Source organism: Vibrio cincinnatiensis (assembly GCF_022113815.1).
GTDB classification, from domain to species: Bacteria; Pseudomonadota; Gammaproteobacteria; order Enterobacterales; family Vibrionaceae; genus Vibrio; species Vibrio cincinnatiensis_A.
Genome location: NZ_SGOM01000002.1, coordinates 33,798 through 56,197 on the forward strand (window position 1 = coordinate 33,798; position 22,400 = coordinate 56,197).

Genomic DNA, 22,400 nt, shown 5'->3' on the forward strand with positions numbered 1-22,400 from the left:
TTAATAAAGACTAATTAAGGTTTACCTAAATGAAATGAACGCGACCTTTTAGTCATCGCCTTGTTTATCTTCACGTTATATTACGGACACTTATCCTTAAAAGGGCATTTTCGTTTCCATTTTCCAATCTATTTACCACGCATGGTGTAGCGAAATTGTTACAAAAACCACCGTTGTTATCTAAAATCGTCGATATGTTTCACCAAAAACTGAACAAAAATGAGCTTTATGGCTTATAATTTATTTCGTTCGAGCTTTTGTGAGCAATGTAGCGAACATCAACATTGAGAAATGACACAATGATAGTAAGTGTATAGCCAACCAATAAGGTAACGATCATGACGGCAAAACAACGTATAGAGACGGACGTGATCATCATCGGTGGTGGAGCAACAGGAACCGGCATTATGCGCGATTGTGCATTGCGTGGTATCCCCTGTGTTTTACTTGAGAAAGATGATATTGCTTCGGGCACAACAGGCCGAAACCACGGTTTACTCCACTCAGGAGCTCGTTATGCCGTCACTGACCCTGAATCCGCAAAAGAGTGCATTCAAGAAAATCTGATTCTCAAAAAAATAGCCAAGCATTGTGTAGAAGCGACCAATGGCCTATTTATTACCTTGCCGGAAGATGATTTAACCTTCCAAGAGCGTTTCATTACGGCCTGTACTCAAGCCGGTATTGAAACGTCACGTTTAACCGCTAAGCAAGCGTTAGCATTAGAACCCAATGTCAATCCCGCTTTGCTGGGAGCCGTTAAAGTGCCTGATGGTACGATAGATCCTTTTCGTCTCTGTGCATCGAATGTGCTGGATGCAAAAGAACACGGGGCGAAAATACTTAACCGTACAATCGTCACAGGGCTTATCCGCCAAGGTGACACCATATTAGGCGTGCATTGTTTGCAACTGAGCACCCATCAAGTGTTTGATATCTATTCGAAGCAAGTCATTAATGCAGCAGGGATTTGGGGGCAGAATATTTGTGAATATGCCGATCTGAATATCAAAATGTTTCCGGCGAAAGGCTCTTTGCTCATTCTTGATTATCGAATTAATAACCTCGTCATCAATCGCTGCCGTAAACCTTCTGATGCCGATATTTTAGTGCCCGGCGATACCATCTCCCTAATCGGCACAACCTCTGAACATATCGACTATGATCAAATCGATAACTTACATGTCACCGATAAAGAGGTGGATGTGTTACTCCGAGAAGGAGCAAAACTTGCTCCGATCATGGCGAACACACGAGTGCTGCGCGCCTATGCGGGCGTTCGCCCTTTAGTTTCCGTTGACGATGACGGCAGTGGACGTAATATCAGCCGAGGTATTGTGCTGCTGGATCACCAAGAACGTGATGGTCTGAATGGTTTAACCACTATCACCGGAGGCAAACTGATGACCTACCGCTTAATGGCGGAATGGGCAACGGATCTGGTGGCAAAAAAACTGGGTAATCAACAACCTTGTACGACACATCTTCGCCCGCTTCCTGGCTCAAACGAAACTCCGAAAGAGGTAAAAAAAACCGCCAGTATAGCCAAACCCGTTTATGAGTCTGCAATTTATCGTCATGGAGAAAGAGCCAAACAGTTTTTATCGGATGATATGAAAAACCAAGCCATCATTTGTGAATGTGAAATGGTGACCGCAGGAGAGATTGAATACGCGATCAAGCAACTGGATGTGAACAATTTAGTAGATTTACGCCGTCGAACTCGCCTCGGCATGGGACCTTGTCAGGGGGAACTGTGCAGCTACCGAGCAGCGACCTTATTTTCTGAATATGGTCATTTTACAGGACAGCAATCCAGCCTGTTACTTACTGAGTTCCTTGAAGAACGCTGGAAAGGCATCAAACCGATTTTTTGGGGCGATGCTCTGCGGGAAGCCGAATTTAGCTACTGGATTTATGATGGGCTATTGGGTGCAGGCGATCTTCCACAGCCAAATAATCATGAGGAGAATAACGGATGATGCACTATGACATTGTCGTGATCGGTGGCGGCATTGCGGGATACACCGCCGCCGTTCGTGGCTTACAGGCGGGAAAGAAAACTTTGCTGATCAACCAAGGGCAAAGCGCTCTGCATTTCTCTTCCGGCTCGATTGATGTATTAGCCAAATTACCCGATGGCAGCGCCGTTACCCATCCTTTTGACGCACTGGATAAACTGAAACAACAAAATGATCAACACCCCTATAACATTGTGGGGCAAGCATCGTTAATGGAAGGGCTTCATTGGTTCCAACACATCATGACCGATGCTGGGCTTCCTATGTATCATCAACCCGAGGGAGCCAATCATCAACGCATCACCCCGCTAGGAACGTTAAAGGCGACTTGGCTTTCTCAGCCATTTGTTTATCAGCATCATGCTCCTCTACCGTTTAAGCGCATTGTGGTAATTGCCATTGAGGGTTACCGAGATTTCCACCCACAAATGTTGCAGGATAATCTTCGCCAGCACGTTGATTTTGCCAATATACACATTAAACATAAAACCATTACCTTACCCGGTTTTGATGCGTATCGGCGTAATCCTAATGAACTCCGCTCGATTGATATTGCCCGCTTTCTCAAACAGGAAAAGGCATGGGATCATCTTTGCCGCACATTAATGATGCTGGCAACACCGGAAGATTTGGTGATTCTTCCGGCGATTATGGGCAATGGCGATGGGCTTATTTTGATGAATCAGTTACGTGAAGCCACGCAATTGCATTTTCATGAAGTCCCCACCATGCCCCCGTCTCTGCTAGGTATTCGTATTGAAGAAACCCTTAATCGCACCTTTATTCAACTTGGTGGTATTCAGTTGAAAGGCGATAAAGTGGTGAAAGGAGCATTTTCCAACGGCCAATTAACCGAAATTTATACCCAAAATTTACGAGATATGCCGATTCAAGCGAAACACTTTATCATGGCGACCGGCAGTTATTTCAGCCAAGGGCTGAAAGCCTCACAACAACAGATTTCTGAACCGGTCTTTGAGCTGGATATCACCTATTCAGAACCACGCTCATCATGGCGACATTCGCAATTTTTTGCGCCTACCCCTCACCCATTTATGACCTTTGGCGTTCAGACAAATGCGCAGTTGAACCCTTATCAACAAGGCATGGCGATCAAAAACCTTTATTGCTGTGGTTCGATGCTCTCTGGCTACGATCCCGTGTTTGAAGGCAGTGGGGGAGGTGTGGCGATTGCCACGGCTTACTATGCCATTATGCAAGCGCTAAAAACCGATTCTGTCGCTTATTCGACTCAGGAGGCGCTGATATGAACGTACCCTTTTCGCAAGCTGCACCTCAAAACACCAGCTTTGACCAATGCATTAAATGCACCGTATGCACCGTTTATTGTCCGGTGGCGAAAGCCAACCCTGACTATCCCGGTCCCAAGCAGTGCGGTCCAGATGGTGAACGTTTGCGCATTAAAAGCCCTGAATACTACGATGACGCGTTAAAATATTGTACCAACTGCAAACGCTGTGAAACTGCATGTCCTTCAGGGGTTAAAATCGGCGATCTGATCGCCGTTGCGCGCGGTAAATATGGCAAAAAACCATTGAATCCCAAACTCGTCCGTGACTATGTATTGAGCCACACCGACCTATTTGGCTCCATTGCCACACCATTTGCACCAGTGGTCAATTTCGCTACCACTTTGCCAGTGGTGAAAACCATCATGCATAAAACCATTGGTGTTCACGATCATAAAGCACTACCCAAATATTCACACGGTACGTTTCGCCGCTGGTTTAAACAAAACTGCACCCGCCAGCCGCTCTATCAACGTCAGGTCACTTATTTTCATGGCTGTTACGTCAACTATAACCACCCTCAATTAGGGAAAGATTTAGTGCGAGTGCTTAATGCCATGAATATCGGCGTTCGATTGCTGGAAAATGAAAAATGTTGTGGCGTACCTTTAATTGCCAACGGTTTTCACGATAAAGCGCGCAAAAATGCCCTACTTAATATCAAAAATATTGAATCTGCCGTTGAGGAATATCACACCAAAATCATTTCCACCTCTTCCACCTGTTCATTCACCCTTCAGCAAGAGTATCCTCATGTTCTTGGGGTGAATAACAGTAAAGTGGTCAATGACATTGAATATATCACCCGCTTTTTGCTCAAAGAGTTTATGAATGGCAATGCCCCAAAAATGAAACCGCTTAATTTAAAAGTGGTTTATCACACCCCTTGCCACTTAGAACGAAGTGGTAATGTGATGTTTACCATTGAATTGCTACGCATGATCCCAGGGTTGGAACTGGTGGTGTTAGACAGTGAATGCTGTGGACTGGCCGGAACCTATGGGTTTAAAGAGGAAAACTACGATGTTTCGATGAAAATTGGCAATCACTTATTTCGTGCCATTAATCATTCCAACGCAAATTTTGCGGTGACGGATTGTGAGACCTGTAAATGGCAAATTGAAGAAAATACTCAACTAGAAAGCCTGCACCCCATCACTCTACTGGCCATGGCTCTTGCGTAAAAAAGCGGGTCATTTGACCCGCTCATACGTATACAAATGAGCATGCTCTGAATTCAAGCTACAGCGTTACCGACTACGCGCTCATATCATCCCTCATTAATAGTTACTGAAGATAAGCGATACCAACCGGATGGCTCTCTTCCTTCATTCGCTAAGTTAATAGCGGCTCGGCCATGACGATCCACCAAGGCTAACTCAAGCATGTAGTATCCTGCTTCCAAAGACTCCGGCAGAGAAAAACTGCTGTTAGTGATGTGCTCTCCCGGCAACCAACTGAGCACATCATGGTTAGAAATAGCTAAAAAGGCCATTTCATTTTGATCGTTCATTAACCGAAAGGCCAAATAGTAAGATTGATAAGGCGGAGCATTCCCTTCATTCACCATACGCACTTGTAGATTCAACATATGCCCCGCAGTGGCTTCTGACTGATGTAAGAGTGAATCCACTCGCAACCGATAGCCTATATGTAGCAAAGCTTCATCAAGTAAATCTCGGTACTGACTTGGGATCGGATACGACTTCAGGTTGAGTGTTGAAGCATGTTGTTCAATCGCCCAATCTAAGCTGGCTTTGACTTGCTCTTTGCTATAGTGCTGAGTACTTTGCCACTCACTCATATTCCCACAGGTTTCTAAACTCACTGGTGCCGATTTCCAGCGTTCAGGAAATTGACTATCGTCCTCGGTCGCTTGCGCTAAGCGATGAGGATAATCATGCGTCATATGACTCCATTGCTGCGAAAAATGGTGCCAGTCTCCCCAGCAATCTGCTCGCCAACCCGCACCTTTACCCGTCGCATAGACTAAACTTTCTCCCCCACTGATTAACATCAGTTTCGGGGTTTGTGGAAACGCCGCAAAATGCAAATCCACTAACCGATTCAGATCTTCGTTGGAATAGCGCTGGTGCAATGGCTTTAAGTCTGAAAAGTTACTGTTATGCCATTCGCCCCATGAGCCAACCATGCCAATATCCACATGGCTCAAATTCGGATTACCATCATAACGTTGCCCAAATGCCATCAATAGCTTTTCTACATATTCTAGATAAAGAGAGTCATCTAAATCCGGAATAAAGGTTTTCCCCTCTCCCGTCCATTGCCCTGGAATCCCTTTATTGATCAACCACTGAGGAATTTTACTGCCACTCGATGGTGTTGCGGCGCTCATAAACCGCAAAGCAACCATTCGCGGTGGTGTGTGTGCTCGGTTTTGTGTGAGTAAACGATCAATGGTATCAAACCTATATTGCCCTTCCTGAGGTTCAAGCTCATCCCAGTAAAAACGATAATAGTCAATACCTTCCGTCGGATATTGCTGTTCAGTTAAAGTCTCTCCCCATCCATTATGGAAGCTCTCGACCCCAACACCTGGGTTACGGAGTGGGCCATCAAGTGCGACAGGGTAAGTCAGGATCATCGATTCACTCAAAGAATCAGGGATCTCTGGTACGAAAGCATCGGATTCCTGTTTTCTATCGGCCAGACACGCCGTTAATGGTAAGAGTAGCAGTAAACTCAGGGCTGCTTTAAAGCCATTTTTTCTGTATGCCGGTGTTGCGATTTTCACTGCATTAACCCTTTAAACCAATCCCAGATACCCAACGAAAAATCATCAAAAAGATCGATACCCAGTGCAGATTTTATTAAATATAACGCCAGTAACGCTAAGCCCAACACGGTGACACCACTGATTAAAATCAATAGTGTCATGAGAAAATTCGCTATTTTTGATTCTGGATTGCGTAATTGCTGGCGACGATCTCGTCCCATCAGTAACACCAAATAATAACGCTTACCAAACCAAGGTAAGCTTTTTCTCACATCAAGGGCATGGCGATGATGCAAGCCACTACTGATGATCGCCTGCTCAATCGCCTGTTTTTGATCATCACTGAAACTGTCTGCCACAGTTTTATCTAAGATTTGATAAAACTGGCTAACGGATTGATGCTCTTTTTTTCGAGTCGTCACTTACTGCTCCAAGGCCTTGCGATACACTTGCATTGTCTGCTGTGCAATGGTCTTCCAATCATATTTTTGTAAATACACATCATAATTGATCCGTTCGGCTTCCACGCCTTGTTGTAGCTTATCACTCAAGCGCGCCACATCTCCCACTGGGAAATAACACTCAGGGTTTAGCGCCACTTCAGTATTGGCCGGAATATCACTGACCAAAGCAGGAAGAGAAAATGACATCGCTTCGAGCAAGGCAATCGGTAAACCTTCATGATAAGAAGGCATAACAAATAACCGGGCTTGAGAGAAAACCACCTTTAATTCATCCCCTTTTAAAAAACCCGTCATGATTACGCCCGGTGTCTGTTGAGCTTTCTGTTTGAGAGCTTGGCTATAAGGCGTTTCATGATCCGTGTCGCCCACCAACACTAAAGGTAAGGTGACCCCAGATTGCTGGTACGCATCAATGAGATCGTGAAACCCTTTCTCTTCAACAAACCGCCCGACCGCCACCAGATAATGCTGTGCGGTAAGCGAATACTTACTCAGTACTTGATGAAGAATGGTATCGTTTAAAGGGGGGGCGGGAAGCACGCCGTTATAGATCAAGTTAGCATCATAGCGCTGATACTTTTCTTGCAAAATACGATTGATCACTTCTGAAATAACGATGACTTCATTGGCCCACTTAGCCGCAAACTTTTCCCCCAGCATTAATACTTTCTTGGCGACACCACCCCATTTTTGGCGATCATAATCAGGACCGTGATGGGTAAACACCACTTTCTTACCCAGTAGACGTAACAGCGGTACCACCAACCCCGGTCCGATAGCGTGCACATGCACCACTTGTGAACCATCAAATAAGGTCGATAAAGCCGCTAAAGTGGAATGTACAATAGCCTCTAAAGATTTTTTCTTGGGTGCCCAAATCGATTTCGTCACCACACCTTGATAATTCGAGTGTTGATATTCGACATAAGGAGAGCGAGCAATCACACATACCTCGACGCCAAACTGTTTCACCAATTCGGGATACAAATGTTGGCAATGCGTTTCTACACCACCCAGCACATCCGGAATGCCTCGTGTTCCTAATACAGTAATTTTCATACGGGATTCACCTCACTGAGTAACTGTTGATAGAGGTGCATCAAACTGGCTTGATGCTGAGTCAACGAATATTTATTTAATAAGCGTTGACGCGCCTTGTATCCCATATCAATCACTTGCTCTTTGTTATCCGCTACGCTGTCCATTACCTCAGCCAGCGAATGAGGATCACCAGCCGTAAATAAGCGCCCTTCAATGCCATCTCGTACTTGCTCAGGAATCCCCCCAATATTGGCACCAATGACGGGTTTACCATAAGCCATCGCTTCCAATACCGACATGGAGCAGTTCTCATAACATTCAGAAGGCACAATCACGGCTGTGGAATGCTTAATGAGCGTGTGTAACGCTTCACCACGTTGAAACCCAAGAAAATCAATATTGTGGTAGTTGGCCACCAGTTCATCGAATAGCGGTCCATCCCCCACCACTTTCAAAGGAAGAGCCTGCGCAGAATGCTGGTAAGCCTTAGCAAGGGTCGCTACTCCTTTTTCCTGACTTAACCGTCCGAGATAAAGAAAGTACCCTTGATCGGTTATATCATGGTGGTCAACTTGTTCATCAATCCCATTAACAATCACGTCAATACGATTGTTGGGGAGCTTTTGACGTAACAGGTTTGCCAGAAATTCACTCGGGGAAACAATCACATCTAAAGCCTGATAGTTCTTTGCCCACCTTTGATAGGTGGCTTCCAAAGACAATAACGCGCTTTTGAATAGTGAACCTTGCTGACAACGGTAACGACAGGCATTCCAAACCGAACCGTGTAAACACGCTTCACACGTGTGATTATCCCGATACATGGTGTAGCTTGGACAAGCAATTTTAGTGTCATGAGCCGTCAACACGGTTTTGCAGCCTAAGCTTTTCGCCACCTTAATGATCGAGGGGGTCAATTGATGGTAAATATTGTGAAAATGCACAATATCTGGCTGCTCTTGGGTGATCAAGGCTTGTAGCTTACGACACGCTTCTCGGTTATGGATAAAATCTACCGCGGTTTTGACACTGCTCACTACCCCATGACCTTGATAATAATCAACATTCGGCACAAAAAAGTCATGGTAAGCAGAAGGAAGATTTTTTTCATGTTGCATCGAAAAATCCACCACAACCACACCCGCTTGTTGCAACATTTCTCGTTCTTGAAAAAAGACCGTTTCCGCCCCGCCTTTCATAAAAAAGAATTTATTCACCAGCAGAACTTTCATCACTCTTTTCCTCTGATCACTTGGTTATCGGGTGCTTGACGAGGGTTTTTAAGCGTAGAACAGAGCCCTCTCACCATCCCCGCTGAAAAGAACGACAAATTCACAATACTGAGTAGCGCATCGCGCACAGAGCAATTTTTTACCGCTTTGAGCAGAAAAAAAGCCAGCAATGGCAGAAACGCTATCCCCACCCACATCCACGGTAACGCAATCATGGACACAACGACGCTCAGTAAATAAAGCGTAAAAATCAGTTCATTTTTAACGGTTTTAACCGCATCCATAAAATGTGAGGTCCCCCATGAGGCGCGCAATAACTCCCCTGAGGCTGCTAAATAACGGCTTCGCCAACGATGCTTAAGCAACGCAAAGGTCGACATCACATAAGAGGTGTGATGAAAATAAGGGACGGCTAAGCGATGTAGTTTAAACCCCGCTTTTTGTAAACGCATACCGAGTTCGGCTTCTTCATACGCATGTAGGTTGCGATTCGTTAAATAGCCTAATTGATCAATTGCTGACTTACGATACAAGCCGCCACCTGCAAGGTGGTGACAATCGCCTAAGGGGTAAATCTGGTGCAGCCGCTGCTTACGTGATTTAAACTCATAACTGACCGCCTCATCCATTTCTACCATCCCTGCCACGCCAGCATAATCAGGGTGAGCGTGTAAAAATGCCATACCTTGCTCAATAAACCCAGCAGCCAGCTGCATATCCCCATCGAGCAATAACAAAAATTCTCCTTGCGCATACAGATAACCCAACTGGTGCCCCACCCCACAACACCGTTCTTCGGCATGCACCAAGGACACGACGGTGACCCCTAAATCGAGAGCAATCTGTTGGGTCTGATCCGTCGATAAGCTATCTGCGACCAGAATTTCATGAGGATACATCGCTAAACTATCACGAATACTGGCGATGGTTTTTGCTATCCCCTGCTCTTCGTTATAGGTTTTTATAATGACCGAGATAGTGGGAATTTCATTCATAACTGAACTCTCTAGCAGCAAGGGCAGACTTACGAATAACTAAAGCTGCCCCGAGCGAAAAGAAAAACATAAATTGCATCATAGGAACCAACATCAAAACTTGGCTGTAAGGAATACTCATCAATCCGGCTAATCCAAAAGCAAGGTAGGCTGGTTGATAGGCTACCAGCCGTTTATCAGCCCAGTCCAATTGCTGGGCATCTAACACAGGTTTCGGAATAGAGACCCAAATCACTAGGCCGATCAACAGTAGATATAGGCAAGTCCCGATCAAACCAATTTCCCACAGCATCATACTTAATGAGGTAGAATCGAGCAGTACATTAAACACCTCATTAAGAAACCCCGGTGCCACAGCACTCCCATGGTTCGTCGTGTTTAACCCGTAACCAAACAATAGATTGGGAATGCCATATAAATCACTGTTATTCAACCAGAAAAAAATTGTCGTCATCCGCCCTAACTCACCATTGTCCATGATGTAGTTCGGATCAAAGATATATTCCAGTGAGTCAAGAAAAATGGTCAAGGAGCCTTTGCTCGCATCCGCATCCAACGCAGATTCATAAGAGGCCGCTAACAACATGATTGCGACAAACAGTAAGACGATGATACCTCCCAGCATCATCAATACCATTTGTGCATTGTAGCGTTTCATTCCTCGCATAAAGCTGGGGACAAACCAGACAAAAGCAAGCAACATTGGCGCAATCAAAATCACAAATTTCACTTCACCAAGTACGCACAGGGCAAAAGCGGCCGTAATATGCAGCGCCGTACTGAGTTTACTCGCTACACCATGTTTGTATTCAGACACTTTCAGCAACATGATTAATAAGCAGAAAAGGCCAAGCGCCGCAGTATTTCCGCCTCCCATCGGATCACCACCAAAAGTCCCTACCACAGAATCCCACATTTCAAATTCCCCTTTGATGGCCACTCGCTGAGGAACCACCACCAATAACTGATAAAGCATCACGGGGAATTGGGCGTAGAAAATCCAGTACAGCGATTGCGTCAGTCGGTAAATCTGTGATTCACGACAAAAACCCAACAATAGACAAAAGAGCACAAGCCCAATCGCCAACTCATTTTTTAGGCCAACAATAGTGACAATAAGACCACTTTGTAGCACGGTAGACAGCGTCGACATCACGAATAAGGCGATAAAAATCACCATAATGATGCGTTCTTGATGGTCAAGGAAAAACGGGCTATAGCGGGTTTGCAATAGCATCAGAAGCAACATGACAATGGCAAGCAGAAAAGGCAGCCACAATATCGCGCCAATCCCCGAAAAATACTGCACCATTCCACAGACAACGAGCGTCATCCACAGAAAAACTTGCATGTAGAGACCATTATTGAGCATGTTTGGCCTCTTCTTGCTTGCGCAATAAATTAGCTCGCTGGTTTACTTTTAGATAGATAAAGCCATAGCGGAGCGCAGAAAGCAGCGCAAATGCCAGCACAGAAAGCCCATAATCCGGAATAAAATAAGGCAATACGACAAACGCCACCACCACCACCGCTAACTGTTCAAATTGGATGCGTAGAAAATAGCGTGGCGAACCAAAAACCAGTTCAATCACGGTCAGTGGGCACACCGCCAATGCAGGAAAGAGATACGGCAACATATAACGCGAGGTTGGAACTGACTCAACCCATTCATGGCTCACCCACTGCTGAGCGTAGGCAAAATCCATCACCAGTGGGTAGCAGACAAATACCCCGGCCGTCGCCAGTGAACCCAGTATCAACAAGAGTTTGCGTACCCGCACAAACTCAGCGAAATGAAAACGTTGATGGCGAAAATCTACCGACCATTTAGAGAAAATCGAATTACGGACGGCATTACCGACAATCACCACCGGTGATAAACAAAAACGGCTGACAATGGCAAAGTAACCCGCGGTCACGGAAGAAAACCAAAAGTTAATCAATACCATCGGTAAGTTGTTATTCGCCATCGCCAACACCTCAGCGCTACCCACCCGAGAAATATGGTGGCGATGTTGCTGGAAAAAGCGGTGATTTTCTCGCCAGCCCCATAATTTCCAACGCATGTGTTGGAAAGGCATGGAATAAAATAACCATAGGCTAATGCAGCTCAGCGAAACCACCGCCCAGTGCCAATAAAACATCTGGGCTTGGGAGGAGAAAAAAATTGAACTGACAACAATGACCGACATCGAAATTCGCTGAATAGCGAGCAGTGACATTTTTTCATCACGCAGCAATAAATTTTCCGAAATCAAGACCCAAGCATGCAGTACCGTCAATAGATAAAACAGCACAAAAGGGCGCTCAAAAAGAACGACCACAACGGCAGTAAAAGGTACAGCCAGCAGTAAGCTTTGCAGTAAACAGAACACCAGATTCTGAGCTAAATGCTCCTCAGACTGCTTGGGAAGCAAAAGCTGAGAAGCGAAAGTACAGACCTGCGCGCCGATGAGGACAATGCTGTACGTTAATGCGTAGATCCCCACTTCGGCCATACCATAACGGTCAGAGATCAACCAAATTGAAACCGCACCAATCACTTGCGAAATGATGGACGAACCAGCAATGGTTGAAATGCTTCTGAGTAAACTCATGCACTACTCCGCTAACGCAAAGGTAGCAAAACTGCCTTGCGTAATGTATTGCTGGCTTTCCTCAGTCTGTACATTCTCCGCATTCACTTTATTGAGCACTGCGCCCAACACATGAATGGATTCTTGTTGCAATTTCTGTACATCATGCACGATGGCAGGCGCTTGACGCTGCTCTGCTTCCACCACAATGCAAACGGTATCCAAACTTTGCGCCGCCACTTGGCTATCTTTACTGTCACTGAGTGCCGGTAAATTCACAATGACCACCTCATACTGAGCCGTCAAGAGAGTGAAGAGTTCTGCGTAACGGGAGTTAGCGAATAAAACCAGCGGGGATGATGTCCATTCGCCTCGAGGCAAGAAATCACACTGTGGGCTGAGAGGCTGAATCAGCGATTCTAGCGGTTGTGTTTCATTCACCCATTGCGCCACGCCTAATGCTTCTGATCCGCTCTTGTGAGGTATAGCAAGAGACAGCGCCTGCTCACTGCGATAATCCAGATCAACCAACAAGGTTCGCTGATTATGGCTGTACGCTTTAGCCAGTAGCTCTGCCACCAATGAACTGCCTTCTTGTACGGTAGTGGCCACGACCCCAATCGAACGAGAATCGGGAGAGGTTAAACGGATTGCCGTTTTCAAACCAAGCAGCATTTCCATCGCGTACGGGTTCGTTTGCACCAAGTCACTCAACTGCTCACGGGGTCCATCAAGCGCAAAATCCGGCAAATCCGCTAATGGCACTAAACCCAACTTTCTTTGCACTTGATCTAAGCGATAAATTTTTCTATCCAATGCCACACGAATCAGTAAAAATAGAATGCAAAGTATCGGTGTTAACACTCCCACCATAGTCAAGAGCAACACTTTATTGGGTTTTTGTGGTCGTTTTGCCGCAGTGGCCGGATCATACAGAACCGCATCAGGCTCTTTATATTGTGCGGCTAACGCCAACTCTTTACTGCGCAAGAAAAGATCACGATACAAATCTTCGGTTTTTTCTAAATCGGTTTTTAAGCTCTCGTAATGATCACGTTTCGCCACTAAAGTTTTAAACTCACTTTTTTGAGCATTCAACACACTTCGATAGCGATTTTCTTTCCCCAAATCCGTTTGATATTGTTTGAGTAGCCCCACTTTTAATTCTTGCAGTAAGGCTCGAGTTTGATCTTCAATCGCTTGGATCTGCGCTTGTGCCTCCAAAACCTTATTATGTTTCGGACCATAGCGAAGCTGTAAATCAGCCAAATGACGCTTAGCCTGAATCAAGGCAATACGTAAGTCTTGCATCTGCGGGTGGTTAGAGACTTCAGGCAGTGATGCAATTTCTTCAATCGGCGCATTTAAATTTTTTGCCACTAACTCATACTGAGCTTGCGAGGCCAAACGGCGCTCTTTTGCATCTGCCAGCTTGTTCGTGGTAATGCTCAGCTCTTCGGTTTCATACCCATCAATACCACGAAAAGTCAGTAACCCAGCATCATCAAGAAACTGCTCCATTTCTTTCTTTTTCGCGACAATTTGCTCAGCTAAGGTTTTCATTTGTTGCTCGTTCCAACCTTGTGCTGTCTGAGTTTTTTCCACCTTTTTCTCAACCGAGTAGTCGATAAATGCTTGAGCTATCCCATTCGCCATGCGCGCTGCTTCTTGGTTATCTACCGATTCAAACGAGACATAAACCAATTGAGTTTGGCGAACAACAGTAAAAGTAACGTGTTCACGCACATATTTCAGCGCTTTTTCCATTCGCTCTTTCGCTGAAAGCGTCCACTCAGGATGCGTTTCACTCAGCGGTTGATCGCCGTTATAACGAGCATCTTCTATTAAACCTAATGCATGAATGGCACTTTCCAACACCACACGAGATTGCATTAAATTATATTGCGTTTCGTAATAATGCCCACGGGTGGAATCATAACCATCCACTTGCTCAATAGGCGTGGCATTATCTTCCTGCGCTTTAAGCAATACCGTTGCCGTAGAAACATACTTAGCACTTAATGACATCACTAATGGCACACACAACGCCACCACCAGTACAGTGATTAACACCACTTTCCAAGCGTATTTTTTAAGTGACTTTATTAACGGCATAAAATCAATACTGCTTTCCATTTTTTGGCCGTTTTCTACCATTGCTACTGACATATTAGAAAAAACTCTGCTCGACGATGATAGTATCACCAGGTTGGACAAGATGGGTTAGCGGAACTTTCTTTTGCAATTCATCGCTAGATGAAACGCGAATACTGATATCTTTTCTATCAGCACGATCGGTAAATCCGCCCGCCAAAGCCACCGCTTGCTCAACCGTTAAGTGAGGTTGATACTCATAACCATTAGGTTGTTTGACTTCACCCGTGACATAAATTTGCCGAAAGGCATTCAAATTGATCGTCACCATAGGATTGAGTAAGTAGTCACCACGCAAACGGGTTTCAATTTCGGTTTCGACTTCATTCGCCGTACGCCCGTTGAGTTTCACTTCACCAATATAGGGAAAGTTAACCACTCCCGATTTGCTGATCTTAAACTTCATCGACATATCACTTTCACCATGCACGATAATGTCGATCATATCGCCAGTACCTAAGTGATAATCCTGACTGACAAGGGGAAGGCTCTGTTCTGGCTCAGCCGATGGCTGAGGCGTTACCGCCGCCTGAGCCGGCATCAGAATCAAACAGATCATGGTTAACCACGTAAACATCAATGCTCGCATTTATATTTGTACCTTTAATAGTAACTGAATAAGGGAGTCTTCATAACCTAACAGCCTATTTACAGATTTTTCTGTACCGTCAGCCCCGCTCGAATTATAGTCAGGCTCTTTTAATACTAGCCGACTAGACGGGGTATTTGAGGCTAACTTACTCCACTGATAATTTAACTCTAGCCGAATCGAGGGTCTAAAGTCGTAACCGATTGATGCTTTAGCAACCTGAACTCGGTCTAACCGGTCTTGATTAGGAATGCGATAATCATCGGTTTGATAACGGTAACCCAATGTGGTGGTTAATCGCTCAACCCACCAATGATGTGTCCATGCAAGACCATAATTACTTTCTAAAATATACCCACCCTCTTGCTCAGGATCTTTTACCTTCTGCCAAGTAGAGAATGAGAACGTTGAATGATTCACTGGCTGCCAATCCAGTGTTAAATCCCAGTTAAAGCCGGTAAAGGTTTTGGCATTGTCATCATTGGGAAAATCTTTGTAGAGCAACGCCACATTGCCTTCGATGGTCGTTTTACCGCTTCGCTCACTATTGACGCCAAATAGCAGGTAATATTCATTACTGCGTTTATTGTCTGCTTGTTCATAGTGACGACGGTTAGTAATTAAGCTGTAACGGAAACGACTTTTACTGCTGTATTGATCAAACAGATCCAGCACTAACGTGTCTTCTCGCCACTCTTGTTGCAATAAATGGTCATAGAAGTCTTGATCCCGTTCAAAGTCATCCGTATCCCGAAAAGACAAGGTTTTACGCTGAGCCATAACTTCAAACTTGCCACGCCCTTCTGGTGCACCATAGCTATACCGTACTTGGTTATCTGACAGTGAATTTTTCAACCCCGCCTCAGAAAAACCATACTTGACTAAATCTTCTTGGCTAAATCCTTCGGATATCCCTTGTCCACGACGCTCTTGCCCGTAGTTTTGCGAAAGGTTGACCGACAAGCCATGCATACGACCAAAACGCCACGAAGCTTCCAGCTGCAAAAAATGCTGTTGGTAATCATCCGCAGAAGAGGCGTCATAACGACGAAATTCTCCGCTGTACATTAAGGTATAACGATCTTCCCCTCGTTCACCTATCGCTTGAAGCATCGGTGATACCGTCCAAAAATCAGAATCTACTGCATCGTCAGACCAGCGTTGATACGTCACATTACTCTCATGACCATAGTCCACCCCGAGCTGGCTTTGCACATCAATTCCAGCCAAACCAATATGGGATTTTGGCGTAAGATCAGCATAAGCCACTGGGGTTAAACTCAGGATCAATACAGTACTAGTAAGCCGTTTCACTGACAAAGCCTTTGAAGATAGTCAGAAAAATAATTTTGAGATCCAACCACAAGCTCCAGTTTTGCATGTACTGGATATCATACCGAACTCGTTTTTCCATTTTATCTAAGGTATCGGTTTCACCTCGATAGCCGTTAATTTGAGCCCACCCGGTAATACCGGGTTTAATTTTGTGTCGAATCATATAGTTATCAACAATTTGACGATATTGTTCATTATGAGCTACGGCATGAGGCCTTGGCCCCACTATCGACATCGAACCTTGTAACACATTAAGAAATTGGGGTAATTCATCCAAAGAAGTTCGACGAATAAACGCCCCAAACCGTGTCACCCGTGGGTCGTTTTTGGTTGCTTGCGTGACGACGGCATCATTTTCCATCACTTTCATGGAACGAAATTTCCACACTTTGATCTTCTTCCCACCGAGCCCATAGCGATCTTGCTTAAAGAGCACGGGGCCTGGAGAGCTCAATTTTACACCAATCGCAATCGCAACAAGGATAGGTGAAATCAGCAAGGTAATGATGCTGCCAATCAGCAGATCTTCTAAACGTTTTACCAGTGCCCCCACACCACCGAATGGTGAACTAAATACACTGAAGGTTTGTACGCCATCAATCGTTTTTATCTGTGAAACGCTGAGGTTATACGTATAAAGATCTGGGACTAAAAACGTGTTCACGGTACTGTCAGATAACTCATCCAACAGATAACGGATGCGATCTTTCGCTATCATAGGTAACGCAATATACACCTCATCAAGCTCACCAGCGCGTGCTTTTTCTAATACTGTTGCCACCTTCCCAACCACCGCAGAACGTTTCGGATAAGCAAAACGACTTTCGGCACGATCATCATAAAACGCGATGTCCAGATCACTTTTATGGTGCGTTCGTGTTAAGGCCCGTTCAATGGCTAAGCCACCTGGAGTTAAGCCAATCACTGCAATACGATGTTGTCGATTTAGAATTTTTCTTAATCCACGCACAGACGTAATCGCTAGTACTCGGATAGCTAAAAGTATCGCAAAAGCAAGAGCATACCACTGCTCAAATATCACCGGATTGAGATTGGTAATTCGATAACCTTCAAGATTTTTAAACGTAAACTTCGCCAGCTCCATGACAAGCGCCGCGATCACTAAGGTAAATAGAAGCCGGAAAAATGAAAGACAGATCCGACGCAAAACGGAACTGGAATAGAGATGGAGGTATTCACCTATCAATAAAAAAATTACCGAAAAGAGAAACCCAGCGGTGAGATCAATCGCCGTTTCTTTAAAGCCCAATAGATTGAGCAGTAACATAAGTGTGAAATTAATGGTAATGAAGTCGAAAAATTTTAATACGGTGGCGTAACCATCATCTGCCAACTGTAGCGCTTTTTTGGGTGTCATCGATTGGAGGCCTACTGACTATATATACAAAAGTAAGCATAACATTTACTTATGTATTCAACTATAGAAGAGATAACGTAGCTCTGCCATCCTAGCGCTCTCTGTTTATCTTCCTTGCGGTTGTTGCATAGGGTAGAAGATTTGTAGAAATGACGATGTCAAATCTTTGTCAATATTAGAGTAAAAGCACCACAATGGATACCGTTCATCCATTGTGGTGCCTGATATCTCAGTGAGACTATTCGTCATCAACGTTTGTTAAACGTGTATTACCGCCATGAACTTTTTCTCGCTGGCGTTGCACCAGAGCATAGAATCCAGGAATCAAGAAAGTTCCTGCCAACAGCACACACAATAAGCCTCCAACCAGAGAGATTCCCAATGAGTTTTGACTCACATGTCCAGCCCCTGAGGCAAAGATCAACGGAAATATACCAAGAATGAACGACCAAGACGTCATGTTCACGGCCCGAAAACGCAACTTACCACCATCAATGGAGGCCTGTTCAATGGAAGCATTTTTCTCTTCACGCTCCATTTTGGCAAATTCAACAATCAAAATGGCATTTTTTGCGGCTAAGGCAATCAATAACACTAACCCAATTTGGGCATAAAGGTTAAGTGCTGTTCCAGTCACAAATAATGCGAGGAATGAACCTAACGTAGCCACGGGAACTACCAAAATAATGGCCAGGGGAATACTCCAACTCTCATACTGAGCAACCATAAATAGGTAGATAAAGATCAACGCTAAAGCAAAAGCATAAATGGCTTGGTTGCCAGCGAGGACTTCTTGATAGGCCATGCCCGTCCATTCAAACTGGTAGCCTTGCGGCAAGACCTGAGCCGCCACTCTTTCCATTGCGGCCAGCGCATCGCCACTGGAATACCCCGGAGCCGGCTGCCCTTGTATAATCGCACTGCGATACATGTTGTAACGCCATGCTACATCCGGCTCAAACACTTCACTATAGCTGACCAAGGTATTGAGCGGAACCATCTCCCCCCCAGTAGAGCGAACATGGAAATGTTTCAGATCTGTCATTGAGTTACGGTGTTCACTATCGGCTTGCATAGTCACCCGGAAGTTCTTACCAAACATCGTAAAATCATTGACATACATAGAGCCTAAGTTGCCCTGCAGTGTCTGGAAAATATCCGATAATGAAATGCCTAACTGCTTAGCTTTCTCTCGATCAATATCCAGATAATAATGCGGAACGTTGGCACGAAACGTACTAAAGGCATAAGCGATTTCTGGCTGCTGAGTCGCGGCTCGTATTACATCATCCATCACCATAGCGAGATCGGTTCGGCTACGACCCAAAGAATCTTCTAGTACAAACTCAAACCCTGATGCAGCGCCCATTCCTGGAACCGCTGGCGGCCCCATAGCAAAGACAACAGCTTGAGGTAAGGTTTGCGCAGCTCTGGCATTAATGCGTAAGGCAATGGCGTTTGCGGAGTGATCCCCCGAAAAACTTTGTCGAGTTTCCCAGTCATACAATTTAATAAACATGGATGCGCCATTCGATGCCGCCGCCCCCGTCATAAAGGAGTAACCATTGGCTATCGTGACACCATCAACACCAGGTTCTTCCTCAATCATTTGCATCAATTGTGCTGTCGTTGCTTCCGTACGAGATAAAGAGGCAGAATCTGGCAACTGAATATTCACCAACAAAATCCCTTTATCTTCCTGTGGAACAAAAGCGGTCGAGGTTGTTTTCGCCATCCAGCTCACACTGCCTACCGCGATAATAAAGAAAGCGGCTAACAACACACTTTTTTTCACGAGAAAGCCTGCGATCTGACCATAGCGATGAGTAATATGGTTTAAGCCACGGTTAAAGCTTTTAAACCAACGGGCGGTATTCTCTCCTCCTTGTTTCAATAACAGTGAGCAAAGAGCCGGAGATAATGTCAAAGCATTCACCGAGGAGATCACAACCGAAATACAGATAGTTAATGCAAACTGGCGATACATAATCCCGGTAATGCCAGGCAGCATCGCAACGGGAAGGAAAACCGCCAGCAGAACCAAAGTGGAAGTTATGATTGGGCCGGTCACCTCTTTCATGGCCATCAGTGTGGCTTTACGTGGACTAAGGCTGGGATCTTTCGCCATGGTTGTATCGACGTTTTCAATTACCAAAATGGCATCGTCAACCACAATACCAATCGCCAAAATAAGCCCAAATAATGTCACGGTGTTAATGGTAAAGCCCGTCAGCAACATAAAAGCAAACGTACCAATCAAAGATACTGGAATCGCCACAACCGGAATTAAGGTGGAACGGAAACTGCCTAAAAAGAGATAGGTCACCGCAATGACCAAAACGACCGCTTCCACCAAGGTTTTGACCACCCCTCGTATCGATTCTGAAACGAATAAGGTCGTATCATAGCTAGTTTCATAGGCCATTCCTTCAGGAAAGATGCCGCTCATGCTCTCCAGCTTCTCCATGACTGCTTTACCACTGTCTAATGCATTCGCATCAGACTGTAATGATAAGGCGACAATCGATGATTCCCGGCCACGGAATTGACCGTTACCATCGTAGAATTTTTTACCCAATTCAATACGAGCCACATCTTTTAAGTAAACGCTCGAACCATCGTTGTTGGCCCGAAGAACGATGTTCTCAAACTCCTGAACGGATTCCAAACGCCCTTTTGTGACAAGGTTAAACTGAACATCTTGTGGGTTGGCATAAGGCGCAGCTCCCATTCGTCCGGCCGCAACTTGGGCATTTTGTTCCGCTAAAGCCGCATACACATCCGATGTGGTCAGTTTGAGACTCGCCATTTTTTTCGGATCCAACCACACCCGCATCGCATATTCACCCCCGCCTATAACGCTCACTTCACTGATGCCTTTCACCCTAGCGAGTTGATCTTTCACATTGAGATTAATGAAGTTCGTCAAAAATTGATCGTCATAGCGACCATCCGGTGAATAAAAGTTGAGAACCATCAGAATATCGGGTGAACGTTTTTTGACAGTTACGCCCACCATACGCACTTCTTGTGGTAATTTTGACTCAATCTGCGCCACTCGGTTTTGGACGTTAACTTGAGCCATATCGGGATCTGTCCCGATGTCAAAGGTTACCGTCAAGCTGTAAGAGCCATCATTGGCACTCTTGGATGACATATAAATCATGTTTTCCACGCCGTTGACCGAGGTTTCAATGGGGTCAGCAACCGCTTGCTCAACGACTTCAGCGCTGGCTCCGGTATAAAATGCCGTAACACTGACTGAAGGTGGACTAATCGCGGGATATTCCGTGACCGGCAACAGTAGCAGTGCAATCGATCCTGCTAGCGTTAAAATAATGGAAATCACCAACGCGAACTTAGGGCGCTGGATAAAGAAACGACTTAACATGGCGCGTTATCCTTCTTTTTCCTCGGCGGTTTGAGTTCGTACTGCAACGCCGTTACGAATGCGTTGTAGCCCTTGAGTGACCACAACATCACCAGAATTAAGACCTTGATGAATGATCACCCCTTGTGGTTGCTGAGAACCCAACTCGACATTACGCCGTTCAACAATATTCCCATCGGTTAAGACCATGACAAAATGCCCCTCTAGATCCATCTGCACCGCTTTACGTGGTATGACGACGACCTCATTCGCCAGCTTGCTTCTCAACAAAACTTTGACATGTTGCCCTGGCAATAACCGATGTTCAGGGTTAGGGAGTAAGGCTCGCATCGCAATCGTGCCGGTTTTTACATCAATACGGTTGCTTAAAAAATCTAACGTACCGAGTTGGGGATGTGCTTCGCCATTTTCTAATAATATTTGCACCTCAATATCGTTGACTTCGCTGCGACCATCACCACTGACTTTATCAATGGCATAGATTAAGCGCTCACGCTCACTGACACTAAAGCTGGCGTGAATAGGGTCTAAACTGACTAACGTTGTCAACACGCCCAACGAAGGAGACAGTAAATCACCTTGACTGACTTTACTGCTGCTGATCCGGCCAGTAAACGGTGCTCGGATCTCCGTATAGGAGAGGTTTACTTCTGCCAATTTTAGCTGCGCTTTCGAAGCCTCTACCGCAGCCTCGGCTCCTAACAGATTCGCATTCAGAGTGTCGAATTCAGATTGAGAAATACTGCCGCGAGGCAACAAATTCTGTGCGCGTTTAAAATCTAACGAGGCTTTCTTATGTGCCGCTTCCGATTGCGCAACGGCTGCTTTAGCACTGGCAAGTTGTGCTTGAAATGATGAAGGTTCGATGCTGTATAAAAGCTGGCCTTTTTCTACAATCTGTCCTTCAGCAAAATGGCGTTCTTTCAGGTATCCCGTGATCTGAGCCGTAATATCCGTATCTTCTACGGCCTCAGCTCGGCCAATATAAGTCGCGCTGGGTTGGTAAGAGATCACACTCACGGGTTGAGTCACCACCAAGGGTAAGGTGGCAGAGGGAGCAATAGAAGCGGGTTCTTTACAGCCACTCAGTAACAGTACGGCTGCCAGAGCCGAAACAAGTACGGTTCTTTTCATGACAAATCCTTTCATCGATCTTAGTAAAGACAATCTATTGAAC

At 45.3% G+C, this 22,400-nt stretch carries 16 protein-coding genes; 3 read left to right on the forward strand and 13 right to left on the reverse strand.

Annotated features, from left to right (window positions below):
• The first annotated feature begins 338 nt into the window (after positions 1-338).
• Genes glpA through glpC form a run of 3 tightly spaced genes read left to right on the forward strand, consistent with a single transcriptional unit; the run spans position 339 to position 4,515 of the window.
• Complete coding sequence (gene glpA / locus EXA13_RS03185) at positions 339-1,982, forward strand: anaerobic glycerol-3-phosphate dehydrogenase subunit A (protein WP_238131858.1); 1,644 nt, start codon at positions 339-341, stop codon at positions 1,980-1,982.
• Complete coding sequence (gene glpB / locus EXA13_RS03190) at positions 1,979-3,292, forward strand: glycerol-3-phosphate dehydrogenase subunit GlpB (protein ID WP_238131859.1); 1,314 nt, start codon at positions 1,979-1,981, stop codon at positions 3,290-3,292. Before glpA ends, glpB begins: the two co-directional genes overlap by 4 nt.
• Positions 3,289-4,515: an anaerobic glycerol-3-phosphate dehydrogenase subunit GlpC gene (glpC, locus tag EXA13_RS03195; protein WP_238131860.1), complete on the forward strand. Its 1,227-nt coding sequence runs from the start codon at positions 3,289-3,291 to the stop codon at positions 4,513-4,515. The genes glpB and glpC overlap by 4 nt, the downstream gene beginning before the upstream one ends.
• Before the next feature lie 86 nt (positions 4,516-4,601).
• Here glpC and EXA13_RS03200 read toward each other — a convergent pair whose 3' ends face one another.
• From EXA13_RS03200 to EXA13_RS03260, 13 genes are all read right to left on the reverse strand, one after another.
• On the reverse strand, positions 4,602-6,086 hold the full coding sequence (locus EXA13_RS03200; RefSeq protein WP_238131861.1) for a DUF4832 domain-containing protein: 1,485 nt from the start codon (positions 6,084-6,086) through the stop codon (positions 4,602-4,604).
• Complete coding sequence (locus tag EXA13_RS03205) at positions 6,083-6,490, reverse strand: hypothetical protein (protein WP_078927284.1); 408 nt, start codon at positions 6,488-6,490, stop codon at positions 6,083-6,085. Before EXA13_RS03205 ends, EXA13_RS03200 begins: the two co-directional genes overlap by 4 nt.
• Positions 6,491-7,591, reverse strand: a complete 1,101-nt coding sequence (locus EXA13_RS03210; protein WP_078927283.1) for a glycosyltransferase family 4 protein — start codon at positions 7,589-7,591, stop codon at positions 6,491-6,493. It abuts the gene before it with no gap.
• Positions 7,588-8,805 carry a glycosyltransferase family 4 protein gene (locus tag EXA13_RS03215; RefSeq protein ID WP_158116456.1) on the reverse strand — a complete coding sequence of 406 codons (1,218 nt, stop codon included), beginning with the start codon at positions 8,803-8,805 and terminating at the stop codon, positions 7,588-7,590. The genes EXA13_RS03210 and EXA13_RS03215 overlap by 4 nt, the downstream gene beginning before the upstream one ends.
• Positions 8,805-9,800 (reverse strand): glycosyltransferase family 2 protein, encoded by a 996-nt coding sequence (locus EXA13_RS03220; RefSeq protein ID WP_238131862.1) that lies wholly within the window; start codon positions 9,798-9,800, stop codon positions 8,805-8,807. The genes EXA13_RS03215 and EXA13_RS03220 overlap by 1 nt, the downstream gene beginning before the upstream one ends.
• The gene (locus EXA13_RS03225) at positions 9,793-11,172 is read right to left on the reverse strand and encodes a capsular biosynthesis protein (RefSeq protein ID WP_238131863.1); all 1,380 of its coding nucleotides are present in this window, start codon (positions 11,170-11,172) and stop codon (positions 9,793-9,795) included. The genes EXA13_RS03220 and EXA13_RS03225 overlap by 8 nt, the downstream gene beginning before the upstream one ends.
• Entirely contained in the window at positions 11,162-12,397 is a 1,236-nt protein-coding gene (locus tag EXA13_RS03230; protein ID WP_238131864.1) for a lipopolysaccharide biosynthesis protein, read from the reverse strand. The genes EXA13_RS03225 and EXA13_RS03230 overlap by 11 nt, the downstream gene beginning before the upstream one ends.
• Positions 12,398-12,400: 3 nt before the next feature.
• Entirely contained in the window at positions 12,401-14,545 is a 2,145-nt protein-coding gene (locus EXA13_RS03235; RefSeq protein WP_238131865.1) for a GumC family protein, read from the reverse strand.
• A 1-nt stretch (position 14,546) separates the two neighbouring features.
• On the reverse strand, positions 14,547-15,119 hold the full coding sequence (locus EXA13_RS03240) for a polysaccharide biosynthesis/export family protein (protein ID WP_238131866.1): 573 nt from the start codon (positions 15,117-15,119) through the stop codon (positions 14,547-14,549).
• Positions 15,120-16,433, reverse strand: coding sequence for an outer membrane beta-barrel protein (locus EXA13_RS03245; protein ID WP_238131867.1), 1,314 nt, complete (start codon positions 16,431-16,433; stop codon positions 15,120-15,122). It lies immediately after the preceding gene.
• Positions 16,417-17,832 carry an undecaprenyl-phosphate glucose phosphotransferase gene (locus EXA13_RS03250; protein ID WP_238131868.1) on the reverse strand — a complete coding sequence of 472 codons (1,416 nt, stop codon included), beginning with the start codon at positions 17,830-17,832 and terminating at the stop codon, positions 16,417-16,419. Before EXA13_RS03250 ends, EXA13_RS03245 begins: the two co-directional genes overlap by 17 nt.
• A 238-nt stretch (positions 17,833-18,070) precedes the next feature.
• On the reverse strand, positions 18,071-21,223 hold the full coding sequence (locus EXA13_RS03255; protein WP_238131869.1) for an efflux RND transporter permease subunit: 3,153 nt from the start codon (positions 21,221-21,223) through the stop codon (positions 18,071-18,073).
• A 6-nt stretch (positions 21,224-21,229) separates the two neighbouring features.
• Positions 21,230-22,357 carry an efflux RND transporter periplasmic adaptor subunit gene (locus EXA13_RS03260; RefSeq protein WP_238131870.1) on the reverse strand — a complete coding sequence of 376 codons (1,128 nt, stop codon included), beginning with the start codon at positions 22,355-22,357 and terminating at the stop codon, positions 21,230-21,232.
• Positions 22,358-22,400: the final 43 nt, after the last annotated feature.